The sequence below is a fragment of the Fructobacillus sp. ESL1117 genome (assembly GCF_058508565.1).
The window spans coordinates 205,555-220,730 of record NZ_CP196385.1 but is presented as its reverse complement, the minus strand read 5'-3'; the positions used below and the strand labels follow the sequence as shown (position 1 = coordinate 220,730).

At 45.4% G+C, this 15,176-nt stretch carries 14 protein-coding genes; all 14 read right to left on the bottom strand.

Annotated features, from left to right (window positions below):
- Positions 1-76: 76 nt before the first annotated feature.
- A complete protein-coding gene (locus ACSYSH_RS01030) occupies positions 77-988 on the bottom strand; it encodes a DnaJ C-terminal domain-containing protein (RefSeq protein WP_491702590.1) in 912 nt (303 codons plus the stop codon).
- Between the two features lie 81 nt (positions 989-1,069).
- A complete protein-coding gene (gene dnaK, locus ACSYSH_RS01025) occupies positions 1,070-2,917 on the bottom strand; it encodes a molecular chaperone DnaK (RefSeq protein ID WP_489816452.1) in 1,848 nt (615 codons plus the stop codon).
- A gap of 95 nt (positions 2,918-3,012) precedes the next feature.
- On the bottom strand, positions 3,013-3,618 hold the full coding sequence (gene grpE, locus ACSYSH_RS01020; RefSeq protein ID WP_489816451.1) for a nucleotide exchange factor GrpE: 606 nt from the start codon (positions 3,616-3,618) through the stop codon (positions 3,013-3,015).
- A gap of 18 nt (positions 3,619-3,636) precedes the next feature.
- Entirely contained in the window at positions 3,637-4,668 is a 1,032-nt protein-coding gene (gene hrcA / locus ACSYSH_RS01015) for a heat-inducible transcriptional repressor HrcA (RefSeq protein WP_489816450.1), read from the bottom strand.
- Between the two features lie 192 nt (positions 4,669-4,860).
- Positions 4,861-5,817 (bottom strand): riboflavin biosynthesis protein RibF, encoded by a 957-nt coding sequence (gene ribF, locus ACSYSH_RS01010; RefSeq protein ID WP_491702591.1) that lies wholly within the window; start codon positions 5,815-5,817, stop codon positions 4,861-4,863.
- 47 nt (positions 5,818-5,864) lie between these two features.
- A complete protein-coding gene (gene truB / locus ACSYSH_RS01005) occupies positions 5,865-6,788 on the bottom strand; it encodes a tRNA pseudouridine(55) synthase TruB (RefSeq protein ID WP_491702634.1) in 924 nt (307 codons plus the stop codon).
- Positions 6,789-6,914: 126 nt separating this feature from the next.
- Positions 6,915-8,102: an aminotransferase class I/II-fold pyridoxal phosphate-dependent enzyme gene (locus ACSYSH_RS01000; RefSeq protein ID WP_491702592.1), complete on the bottom strand. Its 1,188-nt coding sequence runs from the start codon at positions 8,100-8,102 to the stop codon at positions 6,915-6,917.
- A 252-nt stretch (positions 8,103-8,354) separates the two neighbouring features.
- Entirely contained in the window at positions 8,355-9,578 is a 1,224-nt protein-coding gene (locus tag ACSYSH_RS00995) for an aminotransferase class I/II-fold pyridoxal phosphate-dependent enzyme (protein WP_491702593.1), read from the bottom strand.
- Between the two features lie 311 nt (positions 9,579-9,889).
- Positions 9,890-10,243 (bottom strand): 30S ribosome-binding factor RbfA, encoded by a 354-nt coding sequence (rbfA, locus tag ACSYSH_RS00990; RefSeq protein ID WP_047974837.1) that lies wholly within the window; start codon positions 10,241-10,243, stop codon positions 9,890-9,892.
- 22 nt (positions 10,244-10,265) lie between these two features.
- Entirely contained in the window at positions 10,266-12,731 is a 2,466-nt protein-coding gene (gene infB, locus ACSYSH_RS00985) for a translation initiation factor IF-2 (RefSeq protein WP_252774054.1), read from the bottom strand.
- Positions 12,731-13,051, bottom strand: coding sequence for a L7Ae/L30e/S12e/Gadd45 family ribosomal protein (locus ACSYSH_RS00980; protein WP_252774055.1), 321 nt, complete (start codon positions 13,049-13,051; stop codon positions 12,731-12,733). Before ACSYSH_RS00980 ends, infB begins: the two co-directional genes overlap by 1 nt.
- The gene (rnpM, locus tag ACSYSH_RS00975; protein ID WP_047974834.1) at positions 13,041-13,340 is read right to left on the bottom strand and encodes an RNase P modulator RnpM; all 300 of its coding nucleotides are present in this window, start codon (positions 13,338-13,340) and stop codon (positions 13,041-13,043) included. The genes ACSYSH_RS00980 and rnpM overlap by 11 nt, the downstream gene beginning before the upstream one ends.
- Positions 13,341-13,360: 20 nt before the next feature.
- Positions 13,361-14,512: a transcription termination factor NusA gene (gene nusA / locus ACSYSH_RS00970; protein ID WP_489816446.1), complete on the bottom strand. Its 1,152-nt coding sequence runs from the start codon at positions 14,510-14,512 to the stop codon at positions 13,361-13,363.
- Between the two features lie 24 nt (positions 14,513-14,536).
- A complete protein-coding gene (rimP, locus tag ACSYSH_RS00965) occupies positions 14,537-15,013 on the bottom strand; it encodes a ribosome maturation factor RimP (protein WP_252774057.1) in 477 nt (158 codons plus the stop codon).
- Positions 15,014-15,176: the final 163 nt, after the last annotated feature.

Sequence of the window (15,176 nt, the reverse complement as noted above, 5' to 3'; positions counted from 1 at the left end):
AGCCGACTCATCTGAGCCGGCTTTTTTTGATTGATCAAATTAAGACTAAAGATAGCTTAACTGCTTTTAAATTGTCTTATTTATCAAAAATTGATTTCTTCTTAGAAACCTTAGACCCCGAAGCATTAGCAAAGGCCTCTAGGGCAGCTTTCTGGTCCTTATTCAGTTTTGTTGGAACCACAACGTTGACCACAACGAATTGGTCGCCATAGCCGTTACCATGCAAACGGGCAACGCCCTCGCCCCCTAAGCGGAAACGACGTCCATTTTGCGTTCCAGCTGGAATCTTCAACTTAACTTCACCGTGAACGGTCTTAACGGGAATTTCAGCCCCCAAAGCCGCCGTGATAAAGTCAATATCTTGTTGAAGATAGATATCCGAGCCATCACGTTCAAAACCGTCCTTTGAAGCCGCAACGGAGAAGACCACGTACAAATCACCCTGCGGACCACCATTAACGCCGTCTTCACCTTGGCCAGACAAACGCATCTGCTGACCACTTTCAACGCCGGCAGGCACCTTTACCTTAACTTCGTGTTGTGAACGATCAGCCTGTGAACGCGTATACTTAACGTTCTTTTCAGTTCCAAAAACGGCTTCCTCAAAGGTCAAATGCATCCGATACTGGAGGTCGCGACCTTTCCGTGGTGCATTTGGATCCTGAAATCCACCACCAAACATCTGAGAGAAGATATCACCCAAATCAGAAAAGTCACCAAAACCACCTTGGGCACCACCAAAGCCGCCTTGACCTCCAAAGCCACCCTGGGCCCCAGCAGCACCATATTGGTCATACTGCTGGCGCTTTTGTGGATCACCGAGTATCTCAAAGGCTTCTTGCACTTCCTTATACTTATCTTCTGCCCCTGGTTCATGGTTCAAATCAGGGTGGTACTTCTTTGAAAGTTTGCGGTATGCTTTTTTAATTTCATCTTGACTAGCTGTTTTAGAAACTCCAAGACGATCGTAAAATTCAGTATTATTCACAAGCGGACTCCTTTGATTCAAATATGTACGGACCAAGCCATAGCCGGTCCATTTTATCAGTTTTCACTGGCAAAGAAAAGATTACTTCTTGTCATCTGGGTTAACTTCTTCGAAGTCACCATCAACTGTGTTGTCATCCTTTTGAGCACCTTCGGCACCACCCTGTGCTTCCTGGGCTTGTTGTGCTTGCTGGTACAACTTTGTTGCCAATTCAGTAGCTACCTTTTGCAAGTCGTCTGTCTTGGCCTTCAAATCAGTCAAGTCAGCGTCTTCAGCAGCAGCAGCTTCCTTAGCCTTCTTCAAGGCATCCAAGGCCTCTTGTGTTGGCTTTTTATCATCATCTGACAACTTGTCGCCAACTTCTTCCAAGGTCTTTTCAGTCTGGAAAATCAATTGGTCAGCGTTGTTACGCGTTTCAACCGCTTCCTTTTTCTTGTTGTCGGCTTCTTCGTTTGCCTTGGCGTCGTTCATCATCTTTTCGATTTCTTCGTCAGACAAACCACCGGCAGCTTGGATGGTGATCTTTTGTTCCTTTTGCGTTCCCAAATCCTTAGCAGAAACATTAACGATACCGTTACGATCAATGTCAAAGGTCACTTCGATTTGTGGGACGCCACGCTTTGCGGCAGGAATGTCAGACAATTGGAACCGACCCAAAGTCTTGTTGTCAGCAGCCATTGAACGTTCCCCTTGCAAAACGTGAATATCAACAGCTGGCTGATTGTCTTCTGCAGTTGAAAAGACTTGTGACTTTGAAGTTGGAATAGTCGTGTTACGATCAATCAACTTTGTGAAGACACCACCCATGGTTTCAATACCAAGTGACAAAGGTGTAACATCCAACAAAACAACGTCCTTAACATCCCCAGTAATCACACCACCTTGAACGGCGGCACCCAAGGCAACGGCTTCATCAGGGTTGATTGAGTGGTTTGGTTCCTTGCCAGTCATCTTCTTCACTGACTCTTGGACAGCAGGAATACGAGTTGAACCACCATTCAAAATCACTTCATCGATGTCATTAAAGGACAATCCCGCATCCTTCAAGGCGTTCATTACAGGAGCTTCGGCCTTCTTAACCAAATCAGCTGTCAATTCGTTAAACTTTGCCCGAGTCAAAGAAGTTTGCAAGTGCAAAGGTCCCTGGTCACCAGAAGCGATAAATGGCAAGTCAATTTGTGCTTCAGTTGCTGAAGACAAAGTCTTCTTAGCAGTTTCAGCGGCATCCTTCAATCGTTGCAAGGCCAACTTGTCTTGCTTCAAGTCGATGCCGTTTTCCTTCTTAAATTCGTCAGCCAAGTAATCGATAATCTTGGCATCGAAGTCATCACCACCAAGGTGTGTGTCACCGTTTGTTGACAAAACTTCAAAGACACCATCACCTAATTCAAGGACAGAAACATCAAATGTTCCGCCACCAAGGTCATAAACCAAGATTTTTTCATCCTTGTCTAACTTATCCATTCCATAAGCTAATGAGGCGGCTGTTGGCTCGTTGATGATTCGTTCAACTTCCAAACCAGCAATCTTACCAGCATCCTTGGTAGCTTGACGTTGGGCATCGTTAAAGTATGCAGGAACTGTAATAACAGCCTTGTCAACTTTTTCACCCAAGTAGTCTTCTGCATAGCCCTTGATATACTGCAAAATCATGGCTGAGATTTCTTGTGGTGTGTAGTCCTTACCATCAACGGTTACCTTGTAACCTTCTTCGCCCATGTGAGACTTAATTGATGAAATAGTGTCCGGATTTGTGATTGCTTGACGCTTTGCAACATCACCAACCTGGGTTTCCCCATTCTTAAAGGACACAACTGAAGGTGTCGTCCGACCACCATCAGGGTTCGTAATAATTTTTGGCTTGCCACCTTCCAAAACGGCAACAGCTGAGTTAGTAGTTCCTAAATCAATTCCGATAATTTTTGACATAGTATATCGACCCTTCCTATTTTTTAAATCATATTCTTAAACTTTTTAAGGTGTGGTGCCAAAGGGCTGAGTCACCAGATATTTACTGTTTAATATTATTGTGCAACCGCGACCATTGCTGGACGAATTACTCGATCTTGAAGGACATAGCCCTTTTGCAAGACTGTCGCCACTTGATCGGCCTTAATCTTACCTTCTGCTGGCACGGATTGAACACCCTGCATCGTATTTGGATCAAAGTCATCACCTACTTGACCGACCTCTTGAATGCCGTTGGTTGTCAACGCCTGCTTCAAAGTCTTTAAAGTGATTTCAACACCCTTGTGAATTTGTGCCACCTGGTCGTCATCTCCCACTTCAACAGCAAGGGCGCGCTCCAAGTTATCAACCACTGGCAAGATGGCTTCGGCTAATTTCTGACCATCATACTTGCGAATATTTTGAATTTCGCGAGCATTACGACTTTGGATGTTTTGAATTTCAGCCTGAGCGCGAAGTAATTCATCATCTTTTTTCTCAAGGGCTGCTTGCAAATCAGCTAATGGATCCACTGCTGGTTCCTCTTCTGATTTTGCTTGCGACTCTTCTGATTTGTCCTTTGCTTCTTCTTGAGTTTGGTCAGCGTCAGCAAACTCCTTTGCCTCTGTTGCTTCCTCAAAATCAGCTTGCTTCAAATCTTTTTCATCTTCAGACTTCGCCACGGGCGTTCCTCCTTTTGGTTAAACATATTCAAGTAATTTTGTATCTAATGCCTTGGCAAAGGTTGATAGTAACCTAGCAACCTTGGCATATGGCATCCGAATCGGACCTACTAATGCAATCACCCCGCCAGCATCGCCACCGACCGAAAACGGTGCGGCAAGAATAGCGTAGTCCTGCAAAAGAGATGTTGGCAACTCTTGACCCAAGCGAATCGTCACCGATTGTTTTTGTGTCACAGCCAATTGGCGCACCACCTCAGGCGAGTCAAACAACTCCAAGACCGACCGGGCTTCCTTCAGGTTCAAGTAGGCATCATCGGCAACCTCTAAGAGATTGAACCGACCACCAATGTGGACCTGCTCTTCAACTGACCGAGCCAAAACTTCGCCAAAGAGCTGCAGGAAGGCCGCTGGACTTTCAACATTCCGTGAAAGCGTAACCGGTAATTCCTCTGAGTTCATTAACGAAAGGACCTCTTGAACTGGTCTGCCGACCATTTGTGCATTGATATAGGCCACCATATCCGTTAAGGACGAGACGCTCATTTCCTTTGGTAGGCGAAAAGTTTGTGAAGTCACCTTGCCATCAGAAGTTGCCAGGACAGCCAAAACCTGCTGGCGTTCCAATTGAATCAACTGGAAGGACGAGATTTTTAGGTTAATGGCCTTTGGCTTTAGCACCAAGGCCGTTAGCCCCGTCATCTTTGCCAATTGTCGAGCTGTTTGGCCAAGTAAATCATCCAATTCGTGGAAATTACCACGAATTTGTTGAGCAATTAGCGCAACATCTTGTTTTGAAACTTGGTCGGCCACCATTAAGTGATCAAGGTAGTAACGGTAACCAGCCTTCGATGGAATTCGACCAGCGGAGGTATGAAGCTTCTTAATCAAATCGGCTTCCTCTAAAAAGCTCATCTCATTGCGAATCGTTGCTGGTGAAAATTCCAAGTTCAACTGGTCATGTAAGGTCTTAGACCCGACCGCTCGGGCGGTCTGGGTATATTCATAAATAATCGCCGCCAAAATTAATTGCTGTCGATCAGTTAGCATTAACCCAAACCTCCCTGCAATTTTGTTTAGCACTCAAAACTCTTAACTGCTAACAACTATATTATACAAAATATCAGAAAAAATGCAAACCCTTTTTAGCACTCTTTGTAAAAGAGTGCTAATTTTAGATAAAATCCCCTTCTATCAGGCTTACCAACAAATACTGTTATAGCAAAAAAAAGCAGATTAAAATTAATCTGCTTTTTCTTGAAAGTATTCACGTGTATTTTGTTGATCAATCAGCAACTGATCAATTAAACCTTCGGCGGAGTTGAACTTCACTTCATTTCGCAACTTTGCATACCACTGAACCTTCACCGGTTCCCCGTAAACTTCATCAGCAAAGTCAAAGAGGTTAATTTCCACCGTCACCGGCCGGTTTGGTTCAAAGGTTACATTACGGCCAATAGAGGCCATGCCGTCAACCCAGCGACCATCAACATAGGCGCTGACAGCATAGACACCGATACCAGGAAGAAATTCAACTTCTGGCGTCCAGATATTAATCGTTGGGAAGCCCAAGGTCCGTCCCCGTGCATCCCCATGAACAATCAGCCCGGTCGTCTCGTGGACACGGCCAAGACTTTTTGTTACGGCAGGCATGTCACCTGCTGCTAAGGCCAATCGAATCTGGCGCGAGGCCACCTTAGCAGCCGATTGGCCGAGAGTCTTTTTGGCAACGGTCAGAACATTAAAGCGACCAGCGGCAAATTCGGGCAAGTGGGCCATGTCAGCTTGGTATTCCTTCCTGCCATAGCGATGGTCAAAGCCCGCAACCACCGTATGAACCTGGAGGGGCAAGAGGATTTCTTTAATAAATTCTTCTGGATGAAGGGCCGAAAGGTGTGATGTCAATTGGAGGCAGTACACCCGATCAACGCCCAGCTTTCCAAGCAGCTGAACCTTCTGGTCCAATGGTGTTAAATCGTGCCAGGGTTGAGGCAGCTTTTTAAACACTAATCCCGGATAGGGACTATAGGTCAAAACGGCCAGTGGTAGTCCGTTTTCGTGCGCCACCCGCGCAGCTTCCTGGATTACCTTTTGGTGACCCAAATGGACCCCGTCAAAAAAGCCCATTGCCAGTACTTGCTTGCTAGTCAACTGGGGCAATTCTTTTAGTGGATAATGCAAAGATATTAATTCAGTCATGGGCATATTATAGCAGAGTTTTTACCAATACAATCACTTTGCTTCTTTCAATTTTGGGCAAAGAAGTAACGCGACCGCCAAACATTTTGGTCAGTATCAAAAGCGTAGACTGCCAGCAACCGGTCTTGGTCATATACTTGATAGTAACCAACATCATTTTGTGGCCAAGCACTGGCCGGAATTTTTTGACCATTCTTAACCGCAAAGATCTCCTCTTGGGTCAGCAACTTCTTTGGCCAAGTCAAAACGGACTCAAGTGAATGCACTTGGGTTACAATTTCAGGATAGTCCATCGCCAATAAGTCATCAAGCAAAACAGCCTGATCGATGGTAAAACCAGACCCAGCTGTCCGCTTCAAAGCCGTCATCGTCGCTGGCAATCCTAATTTTTGACCAAGGTCATAGGCTAAAGTCCGAATATAAGTTCCCTTTGAAACTTGAGCTAAGAAGTCCATTTGCTGGTAAGGTTGCCCCTCAACCCAGGTTAACGGACTAGTCTGGTCGAAGCGGTAAATCGTCGCCTCCCGCTTAGGCAGCTCAACCTTTTCTCCCGCTCGCGCATATTCATAGAGGCGCTTCCCGTTGACCTTGACCGCCGAATAAATTGGTGGAATCTGGATAATGTCCCCGGTCAAATCAGCTCGAGCGGTGTTGAGCTGACTCTGGTCAATGGCCGCTGTCAAAGGCTGCTGCACAACAACCGCCCCATCAGCATCCTGGCTCTCCGTTGCATAGCCAAAGGTAACCGTACCCGTATAGGTTTTTGGCCGACTTTGCAAAAGGTCAATTAACTTGGTTGCCTTCCCTAAGGCGACCACCAAAACGCCCTCGACGTTTGGATCCAAGGTCCCCGCGTGGCCAATTTTTTTCTGTCCGGTTATCCGCCGTAATCTCGCAACCACACCAAAGGAGGTCATTTCCTTTGGCTTATTGACGACCAGCAGACCGGATAGTTCGGGGTGTTTTTCTATTGCCATCATTGTGGCCTCCATTTGTGCAATTAAAAAACCGACCAAAGCACGAAATGATTTGAACCCCAAAATTTATCCAAATTTCGAGGTTCATCAGCAAAAGTGTCTTTTTAGTCGGTTCTTATTTTACCGATTTGCCCGGACCTTTTCAATGTAGTCCCGCAATTTTGCAAAGCCAATTTCTAATTGGTCTTGAGCCGTTGCATAAGAAATCCGGATATAAGCGTTCGCCTCTTTAAAGTGCGAGAATGCTACTCCAGGAATGACTGCAACCTTGCCTTCTGCGGCTAATTTTTCAGCAAAACTCCATCCATCCGTGCCAAAATCGGCCGGTATCTTAGCAAAGAGGTAAAAGGCTCCTTCAGGATCAACAACATCAAAACCAAGATCCTCTAAGGCCTGCTTGGCAAAGTCGCGCCGGTCTTGGTAACTTTCCTTCATATAATCCAACTCTGCTCGCGTCATCTGCAAGGCTGCTTCTGCTCCATCTTCAATAAAGGTTGGTACAGAGTAGGTCAAAGAGCCATGAACCTTTTGAATATATTGCATCACACTCGCCGGACCCAAAATAAAGCCAAAGCGGTACCCCGTCATGGCGTGCGACTTGGAAAGACCGTTAACCACTAGTGTTTGTTCTGGCAACAACTTACCAATCGAGTAATGATCACGACCATAAGTTAATTCAGAATAAATTTCATCAGAAATGACCCAAATTTGATGCTTCTTAAAACAAGCAGCCAGTTCCCCCAACTCTTCCTTTGAGTAAGTAACACCAGTTGGATTATTTGGATAGTTCAAGAGAATGGCACGAACTGGGACCGTTACTTGGGCCAACGCTTCATCAACAAGTGCTGGCGTCAATTTAAATTTATTTTTGGCTGTATCAATCGGTACCGCAACACCATCGGCCAGGCTCAACGAAGCAAAGTAAGAACCATAGGCTGGCTCTGGAATCAGCAATCCCTCACCTTTAGCAAGCAATGTTTTAAAGATTGCTTGCATGGCTTCCGTTACACCAACAGTCACGACAACATTATCAATACTTGGATAATCAAGGTCGTAACGATCCTTCATATAATCGAGAATTGCCTTACGGACCGCAGGTTCTCCCTGGGAATTGCCATAATGAGAACGATTGTTATTAATGGCGGTAATCGTGGCCTCCTTGACAACAGCTGGTGTATCAAAACCCGGCTCTCCAAAGGTCAAAAAGGTTAAGTCCTCAATTCCTGAAACTTGTTGTTGGAAGCCCAACAATTTATCGGGGGCGATTGAAACAACCGCCTGGTTGACTGGTAAAAGTGGTTCTGTCATTTTCCTGGTTCCTTTCGTCTTGCTGGTGAAAGCAGCCATTCGCATGGCATCCATCGCACACTTCAGTTTACACGAAAATGAATTTTTTTGAAAGTTTTTATGGCATGTTTATGAGATTTTTACTCATTTATCCTTTATAACTTAACACAAAAAGGAACTTGTCAATCAAGTTCCTCTTTGGTGTTTATATTTCGCCATGGTAGGGTCCGTCTCATCGATGGCAAAAACTGATTTTTTAATGAAAACCAAGGACTAATCCGCCAAGGCCTCCATATCTTCTGACAACGCCTCAGCAGTTGCTTGGGCTGCCCGTTGTTTGTCTACATATTTTTTTAGGCGCTGAAGACCTTCTTGCAATTGTGCCATATCGGCCGCGTAAGAAATCCGGATAAACTTCTGTGCTTCTTCAAAGAAGGAGAAACCGGCGCCGGGAATGACTGAAACCTTGGCCTGATGAGCTAAGTCTGTCGCGAAGGCCCAGCCATTTACACCCAAATCAGCTGGCAACTTGGCAAAGAGGTAAAAGGCTCCCATTGGCGCAACCAGTTCGAAGCCTAAATCTTCTAAGAACTTCTTAGCGTAGTCACGACGCCTTTGGTATTCAACCTTCATAAAGCTCAAGTCTTCCTTTGGAATTTGCAAGGCAGCAACCGCGCCGTCTTGGATAAAGGTTGGCACAGCAAAGACCAAGGGACCGTGCACCTTTTGAATTTGCTGGATTAATGTGCTTGGCCCCAGGATAAAGCCGAGTCGATAACCCGTCATGGCGTGCGACTTTGACAAACCGTTTACAACGATCGTTTGGTCAGGTAAGAGCTTGCCCATTGAATAGTGATCACCCTCATAAGTCAATTCTGAATAAATTTCGTCTGAAATCACCCAGAGGTCATGACGCTTGAAAGCTTCTGCTAGCTCTTCCAGCTCTGATTTTGTGTAAGTAACCCCGGTTGGATTATTAGGATAGTTAAAGAGAATGGCATGCACGTCCTCTTTCGTCTGAGCCATTGTTTCGTCAATCAAGGCGGGTGTCAATTTATAAGCGGTCTTAGCCGTGTCAATTGGAACAGCCGTGCCACCGGCCAAACTCAAAGCCGAGAAATAAGACCCATAGGCTGGGTCTGGAATCAAGAGGCCCTGACCAGGTGCAAGCAAGGTCTTAAAGATTGATTGCATCGCCTCTGTGACCCCAACAGTTACAATCACGTTATCAATACTTGGGTAATGAAGGTCATAGCGATCGGCCATATAGTCTAAGATAGCTGAGCGGAGCTTTGGCTCTCCCTGTGAATCACCATAGTGGGACCGGTCTTCCTCGATGGCTTGAATCGTTGCTTTCTTTACCGGCGCGGGCGTCGCAAAACCAGGTTCTCCAAAGGTTAACGAGACCAACCCTTCAATATTAGCAACGGAGTGTTGGAAGTCTAATAACTTGTCGGGTGTCAAGCTTAAAACAGCATTGTTTAATGGTTTTGGCATGGTGAAATCCTTTCAACTAATTCATTTTCCAAGTGGACCAACAACGGTCTTTCTTCTTAGTTTCTTAGTCTACACAAAGTGCTTGGCTTTTCATAGGTGATCAACATGAAACTATTGTAAGTTATCATGATTTTTAATCACTTTCTACTAGTCAGCGTAACAAAAGTGCATACAAAGAAAATAAAATTGCCTGTACTGGCGGATGCAAACATATTTTTTTAGCGTAGCATGCCCGCTGAAGTTGATTTTGCAAAGCAAACAAAAAAGGACCCGCTCATCGCAAGTCCTTTTTCAATCAAGTTTCCTTGACCTTAATCCTTCTTATGCAAGCCGCGAATCAACTCTTCAATATGATCACCATACTGAATTGAGTTATCCAAGACGAAATGCAATTCCGGAATTTTATAAACAGTTAGCCGCGCGCCTAATTCACGGCGAATCAAGCCTGAGGCGGCTTCTAAGCCAGCTTGAGCCTTTTTCCGATCCGAGGCGTAGTCTGACAAAATTGAGTAGTAAATCGTGGCGATTTGCAGGTCACCGGATACTTCCACAGAAGTTACCGTTACATCCTGAACTCGCGGATCATTCACTCGCTTTAAAATCAGATCAGTCACGTCTTTTTGAATTTCCTGGGCCAAACGCCCAGCGCGTTGTGCATTTGCCATCAAGACCTCCCATCAGTAAAGCTTACTTAGGCTTTACTTCTTCCATGATGTAAGCTTCGACTGCATCACCCGGTTGAATATCGTTGAACTTGTTGACAGTGAAACCAAATTCATAACCGAACTTCACTTCGTTAACCGCATCCTTACCACGTTGCAAAGAAGCTAATTGACCATCGTACATAACCGTGCCGTTGCGGATAATGCGAACCTTTGAATCCTTGGTGATCTTACCTTCCTCAACACTGGCACCAGCAATGGTACCAACCTTAGAAAACTTGAAGAGCTCCTTAACAACGATTTGGCCAATAACCTTTTCTTCATAGACGGGTTCAAGTTGGCCCTTCATTGCGGCCGTCACATCATCAATGGCGTCATAGATAACTGAGTAGAAACGCATATCAATTTTATCGTTATTAGCCTGCGACTTAGCAAACGGTGTTGGTCGAACATTGAAGCCTAAAATAATGGCACCAGAAGCTTCCGCCAAAGAAACATCTGATTCGTTGATTGCACCAACAGCAGAATGAACAACATCTACTCGAACGCCATCAACTTCAATCTTCTTCAATGAACCAGTCAAGGCTTCAACAGAGCCCTGGACATCGGCCTTCACAATCACTGGCACTGTCTTCATGGCCTTTTCAGCCATCGTGTTAAACAAAGTATCCAATGTAACAACAGAACCGGCATTACGGACTTCTTCACGAGCACGCTTTGCACGTTCTTCACCAGCGGCACGGGCAGTCTTTTCATCCGCCATGACGATAAAGCGGTCACCAGCCAAAGGCACTTCGTTCAAACCAGTGATTTGAACAGGTGTTGCTGGCTTAGCAGCAGCAATGTCTTGTCCCTTTTCGTTGGTCATCGTTCGAACACGACCATAGGTGTTTCCAACAACGATTGGATCACCCACATGGAGCGTTCCTTGTTGAATCAAAACAGTGGAAACAGGACCGCGGCCCTTATCCAAACGAGCTTCGATAACCGAACCACGAGCAGGTTGTGTTGGGTCAGCCTTCAATTCCAAAACATCAGCTTCCAACAAAATCATTTCCAGCAATTGGTCAACGTTTTGACCAAACTTAGCTGAAATCTGAACGAAGATGGTATCGCCACCATACTCTTCAGGAACCAAATCATAGGCCATCAACTCGTTCATGACTTGATCAGGGTTAGCCCCTTCCTTATCAATCTTGTTGACAGCAACAATCACCGGCGTACCAGCTGCCTTAGCATGGTTAATCGCTTCGATTGTCTGTGGTTGCACACCATCATCAGCAGCAACAACCAAAACCGTGATATCCGTCACGTTGGCACCACGAGCACGCATTTCCGTAAAGGCCGCGTGACCAGGAGTATCCAAGAAGGTAATTAACTTATCGTTCAAACGCGCTTGGTAGGCACCAATATGCTGCGTGATTCCGCCAGCTTCGCCAGCAGTCACGTTGGTCTTACGCAAGTAATCCAACAAAGTCGTCTTACCGTGATCAACGTGTCCCATGATGGTCACGACCGGCGCACGCGGTTCTAAGGCCTCTTCGTTAATCGTTTCATCATCGAAGAAGCGGTCGATGTCAGCTACATCCTCTTCTTCTTTTTGCTGAGCTTCAATGCCGTAATCAGCTGCCAAAACTTCAATGGTATCTTCATCCAATGATTGGTTTTGGTTCGTCACAACACCTAGTAAGAACAACTTCTTAATAATTTCAGTAGCGTCACGGTGCAAAAGCTTAGCCAAGTCCTGTACGTTCATGCCGACCTTGTATTCCAAAACTGCTGGCAATGGTTGTTCCTTACGAACGGTCACTGGCTTCTTTGGTGCTTGCTTAGCAGCAATTCGACGAGCCTTCTTTGAGCCATGTGGCTTGTCATTACGGCGTGGTGTTTGTTGACCAGTACCGTTAGTATTGCGCTTGCGCGTGTTATTTCGAGCAGAATTATTGCCTGAAGCAAGCGAACCACCAAAGCGGCCTTGGCCTGAATTGGCTTCCGTCTTAGCACCTGCAGCCGCTGGCTTCTTTGCTTCAACTGCAGGCTTTTTTGCTTCAACTGGTTTCTTAGCAGCTGGCTTTTTCTTTGCCTGTTGCTTTGCTTCTTGGACCTTCTTGTTTTCAGAAACGTATTCCTTCAAACTGTCATCTTTTTGAGCAGAATAGTTAATCTGCCCTTCCCGTGGCTTGGTTGACCATGACTTCTTTTCACGAATCATTGGCCGACCGGTATTATTGCTGCGGTTTTTGTTATTATTGCGACGATTTCCGCCCTGACCCTGCTGGCCATTACTTGGGCGATTGTTATTGTTGCTGCGGCGGTGTTGCTGACCACCTTCTTGTGTCTTTGGACGAGGCTGGTTTGAATTTTGCAGCTTAGCTTCATCTGATAATTTAGCGGCATGCCGACGCTGAGAAGCAGGCAATTCTTTTCGTTCTGGTACTGCCTGTTTGCGGGTCGGCCGGTTGGATCCTGAAAACTTTTTTTCTTCTGCCATTAATTCCGCTCCTTTTCTTCGAGTAATTGTTTGATTTTTTTCGCAAAGCCATTATTGGTAATCGCCATAATCGACCGATTTAAGCCAATTGCTTGGCTTAATTCATCCTTGGTGAAATCTTCAACCAAGGTCACCTGATAAAAGCTGGTTTTGTCCCGAAATTTCTTTTGCTGGCTGACACCACCATCTTTTGGGAAAAAGGCAACCTTCGCCTTTTGTCCTTGAATCGCAGTTAACGTGTCGTTGGTCCCGTAAACAAGACTTTTAGACATACGCGCCAAACCAAGTAAGTGTAAGACTTGTTCTTCTTCACTTTTCATTTTCAAATAACTCTTTTCGGGCTTGCTGATGGTCAACATAAGCAAAGAGTTCTTCATAAAAAGCCGGATCAATTGGCATTGAAAAGGCCTTTTCAAAGACGCGCTTTTCCTTTGCTTCCTTAGCAACCTCACGGTTTAAGGAAATATAGGCACCGCGACCGTTTTGTTTACCAGAGGGATCTAAGAAGACCTCCCCTTCCTTATTTTTAACGACCCGGACCAGGTCCTTTTTGGCAAACATTTCGCCAGTCACGATATCTTTTCTTAAGGGAACCTTCCGTGTTTTCATGAAAGAACCTCCTCTAATACTTAGTCTTCTTGGTCTGTTGCTGCCTGGTTGTCATCTGCTAGTTCAACAAGTGCCTGGTCAGCAATATCAGCCGTTTGGTTTGCTTCTGCCTTTTCAACTGCTAAGTCGCCGGCTTCACTTTCAGCTTTAATATCAATCTTAAAGCCAGTCAAACGGGCGGCCAAACGAGCGTTTTGCCCCTTCTTACCAATGGCCAATGACAATTGGTCGTCTGGTACAATCACAGTGACAGATTGCTCGTTGTTGGCATCAAAAATCACGTCCGTTACTTCGGCTGGGTTCAATGCATTGGCAATGTACTGGGCCTCGTCTTCCACCCACTCCACGATATCCATATGCTCGCCGCCCAATTCAGTCACAACGGCTTGCACACGAGCACCACGTTGTCCAACTAAGGCACCAACAGGGTCCAAATCAGCATCGTGCGTGTAAACAGCAATTTTTGAGCGATCACCTGCTTCACGGGCAATGGAAACAATTTCTACTGTACCATCATAAACTTCTGGTACTTCTTGTTCAAACAAACGTTTGACCAAATCAGGAGCCGTCCGTGAAACAAAGATTTGTGGTCCCTTTAAGGAATTATCAACCTTGTTTACCAAAACCTTGATGCGATCACGCATGCGGTAGGTTTCATTTGGCATTTGGTCACCCTGCGTCATCACGGCTTCCTGCTTACCTGGCAACATCACATACAAGAAACGGCTGTCTTGACGCTCAACCTCACCAGTGATGATTTCATCTTGATAATCTTGGTACTTATCATAAATTGCTTGACGAGTTGCCTCGCGCATTTTCTGCACGATCACCTGCTTAGCTGCCTGGGCAGCCATCCGGCCGAAATCCTTTGGTGTCACATCGAAACGAATTTCATCACCTGGTTCGTAGGCCTTGTTAATTTCCAAGGCTTCTGTCAAAGGGATTTCAGTATCGGGGTCGACCAAGTCGTCATCCAAAACAACCAGCTTGACCTGCTTAATGGTCATTTGGCCCTTCTTATCATCAAAAGTTGCTTCAACATTTTGAGCCGCGTTGTACTGTTTCTTGTAAGCGGCCTTCAAAGCATTTTCCAAAGCTTCTACAACAACCGCGCGGTCGATTCCACGTTCTTGTTCTAAGGCATCTAAGGCTTGTACTAATTCTTTACTCATTTGCTTTCTCCACTTTCAATTAGTTTAAAATTGAACGGCCACAATGGCTTTGGCAATTTCATCAAAGGTAACATCCAACTTTGCTTGATCACTTTGTAGTGACAAACCGTTTTCATTTAAATCAGTGATTTGACCGGTCCATTGCTTTTGACCATCCTTGGCCGCAAATAAAGCAACGGTCACTGCTAAATCGCCATCCTTCGCCCAGGCAAAGTGCCAAGGTTCAGCCAGGCTGCGGTCCATCCCAGGAGAAGCAATGTCTAACATATACTCACCCGGAACCGGATCAACTGCTACATCATCCAAGGCTTCGTTGACCAGCTGAGTAAACTCAGTAATCTGCGCCATGGAAATGTTTTGGTGGTCTGGTAAATCAACTAATACTTCGACTGTTTTTTGTCCACCAACCTTCTTGATGTTTAAATCCCAGAGCAAAAGTCCCTGTTTTTCAATGATCGGATTTAAAATTTCAAGCAAGGCTTGATTCTTTGCCTGTGCCATCCAAACTCCTTTTTAGTTTTCTGCCATAAAAAATGAGCCGGTCAAATCCCCCTGACCCGCTCATTTACAACCTCTATGTAAATTAACTTACCCATATCATAGCTGATTTTATTAGAAAAAGCAAGGCAGACACAAAAAAACCACAGCAAAGCTGTGGTTGAAA

Bases quoted from the DNA above. Each gene is read 5' to 3' on its own strand.
- dnaK (WP_489816452.1), bottom strand. From the start codon at position 2,917: ATGTCAAAAATTATCGGAATTGATTTAGGAACTACTAACTCAGCTGTT.
- hrcA (WP_489816450.1), bottom strand. From the start codon at position 4,668: ATGCTAACTGATCGACAGCAATTAATTTTGGCGGCGATTATTTATGAA.
- ribF (WP_491702591.1), bottom strand. From the start codon at position 5,817: ATGACTGAATTAATATCTTTGCATTATCCACTAAAAGAATTGCCCCAG.
- ACSYSH_RS01000 (WP_491702592.1), bottom strand. From the start codon at position 8,102: ATGACAGAACCACTTTTACCAGTCAACCAGGCGGTTGTTTCAATCGCC.
- ACSYSH_RS00995 (WP_491702593.1), bottom strand. From the start codon at position 9,578: ATGCCAAAACCATTAAACAATGCTGTTTTAAGCTTGACACCCGACAAG.
- rbfA (WP_047974837.1), bottom strand. From the start codon at position 10,243: ATGGCAAATGCACAACGCGCTGGGCGTTTGGCCCAGGAAATTCAAAAA.
- infB (WP_252774054.1), bottom strand. From the start codon at position 12,731: ATGGCAGAAGAAAAAAAGTTTTCAGGATCCAACCGGCCGACCCGCAAA.
- ACSYSH_RS00980 (WP_252774055.1), bottom strand. From the start codon at position 13,051: ATGAAAAGTGAAGAAGAACAAGTCTTACACTTACTTGGTTTGGCGCGT.
- rnpM (WP_047974834.1), bottom strand. From the start codon at position 13,340: ATGAAAACACGGAAGGTTCCCTTAAGAAAAGATATCGTGACTGGCGAA.
- nusA (WP_489816446.1), bottom strand. From the start codon at position 14,512: ATGAGTAAAGAATTAGTACAAGCCTTAGATGCCTTAGAACAAGAACGT.
- rimP (WP_252774057.1), bottom strand. From the start codon at position 15,013: ATGGCACAGGCAAAGAATCAAGCCTTGCTTGAAATTTTAAATCCGATC.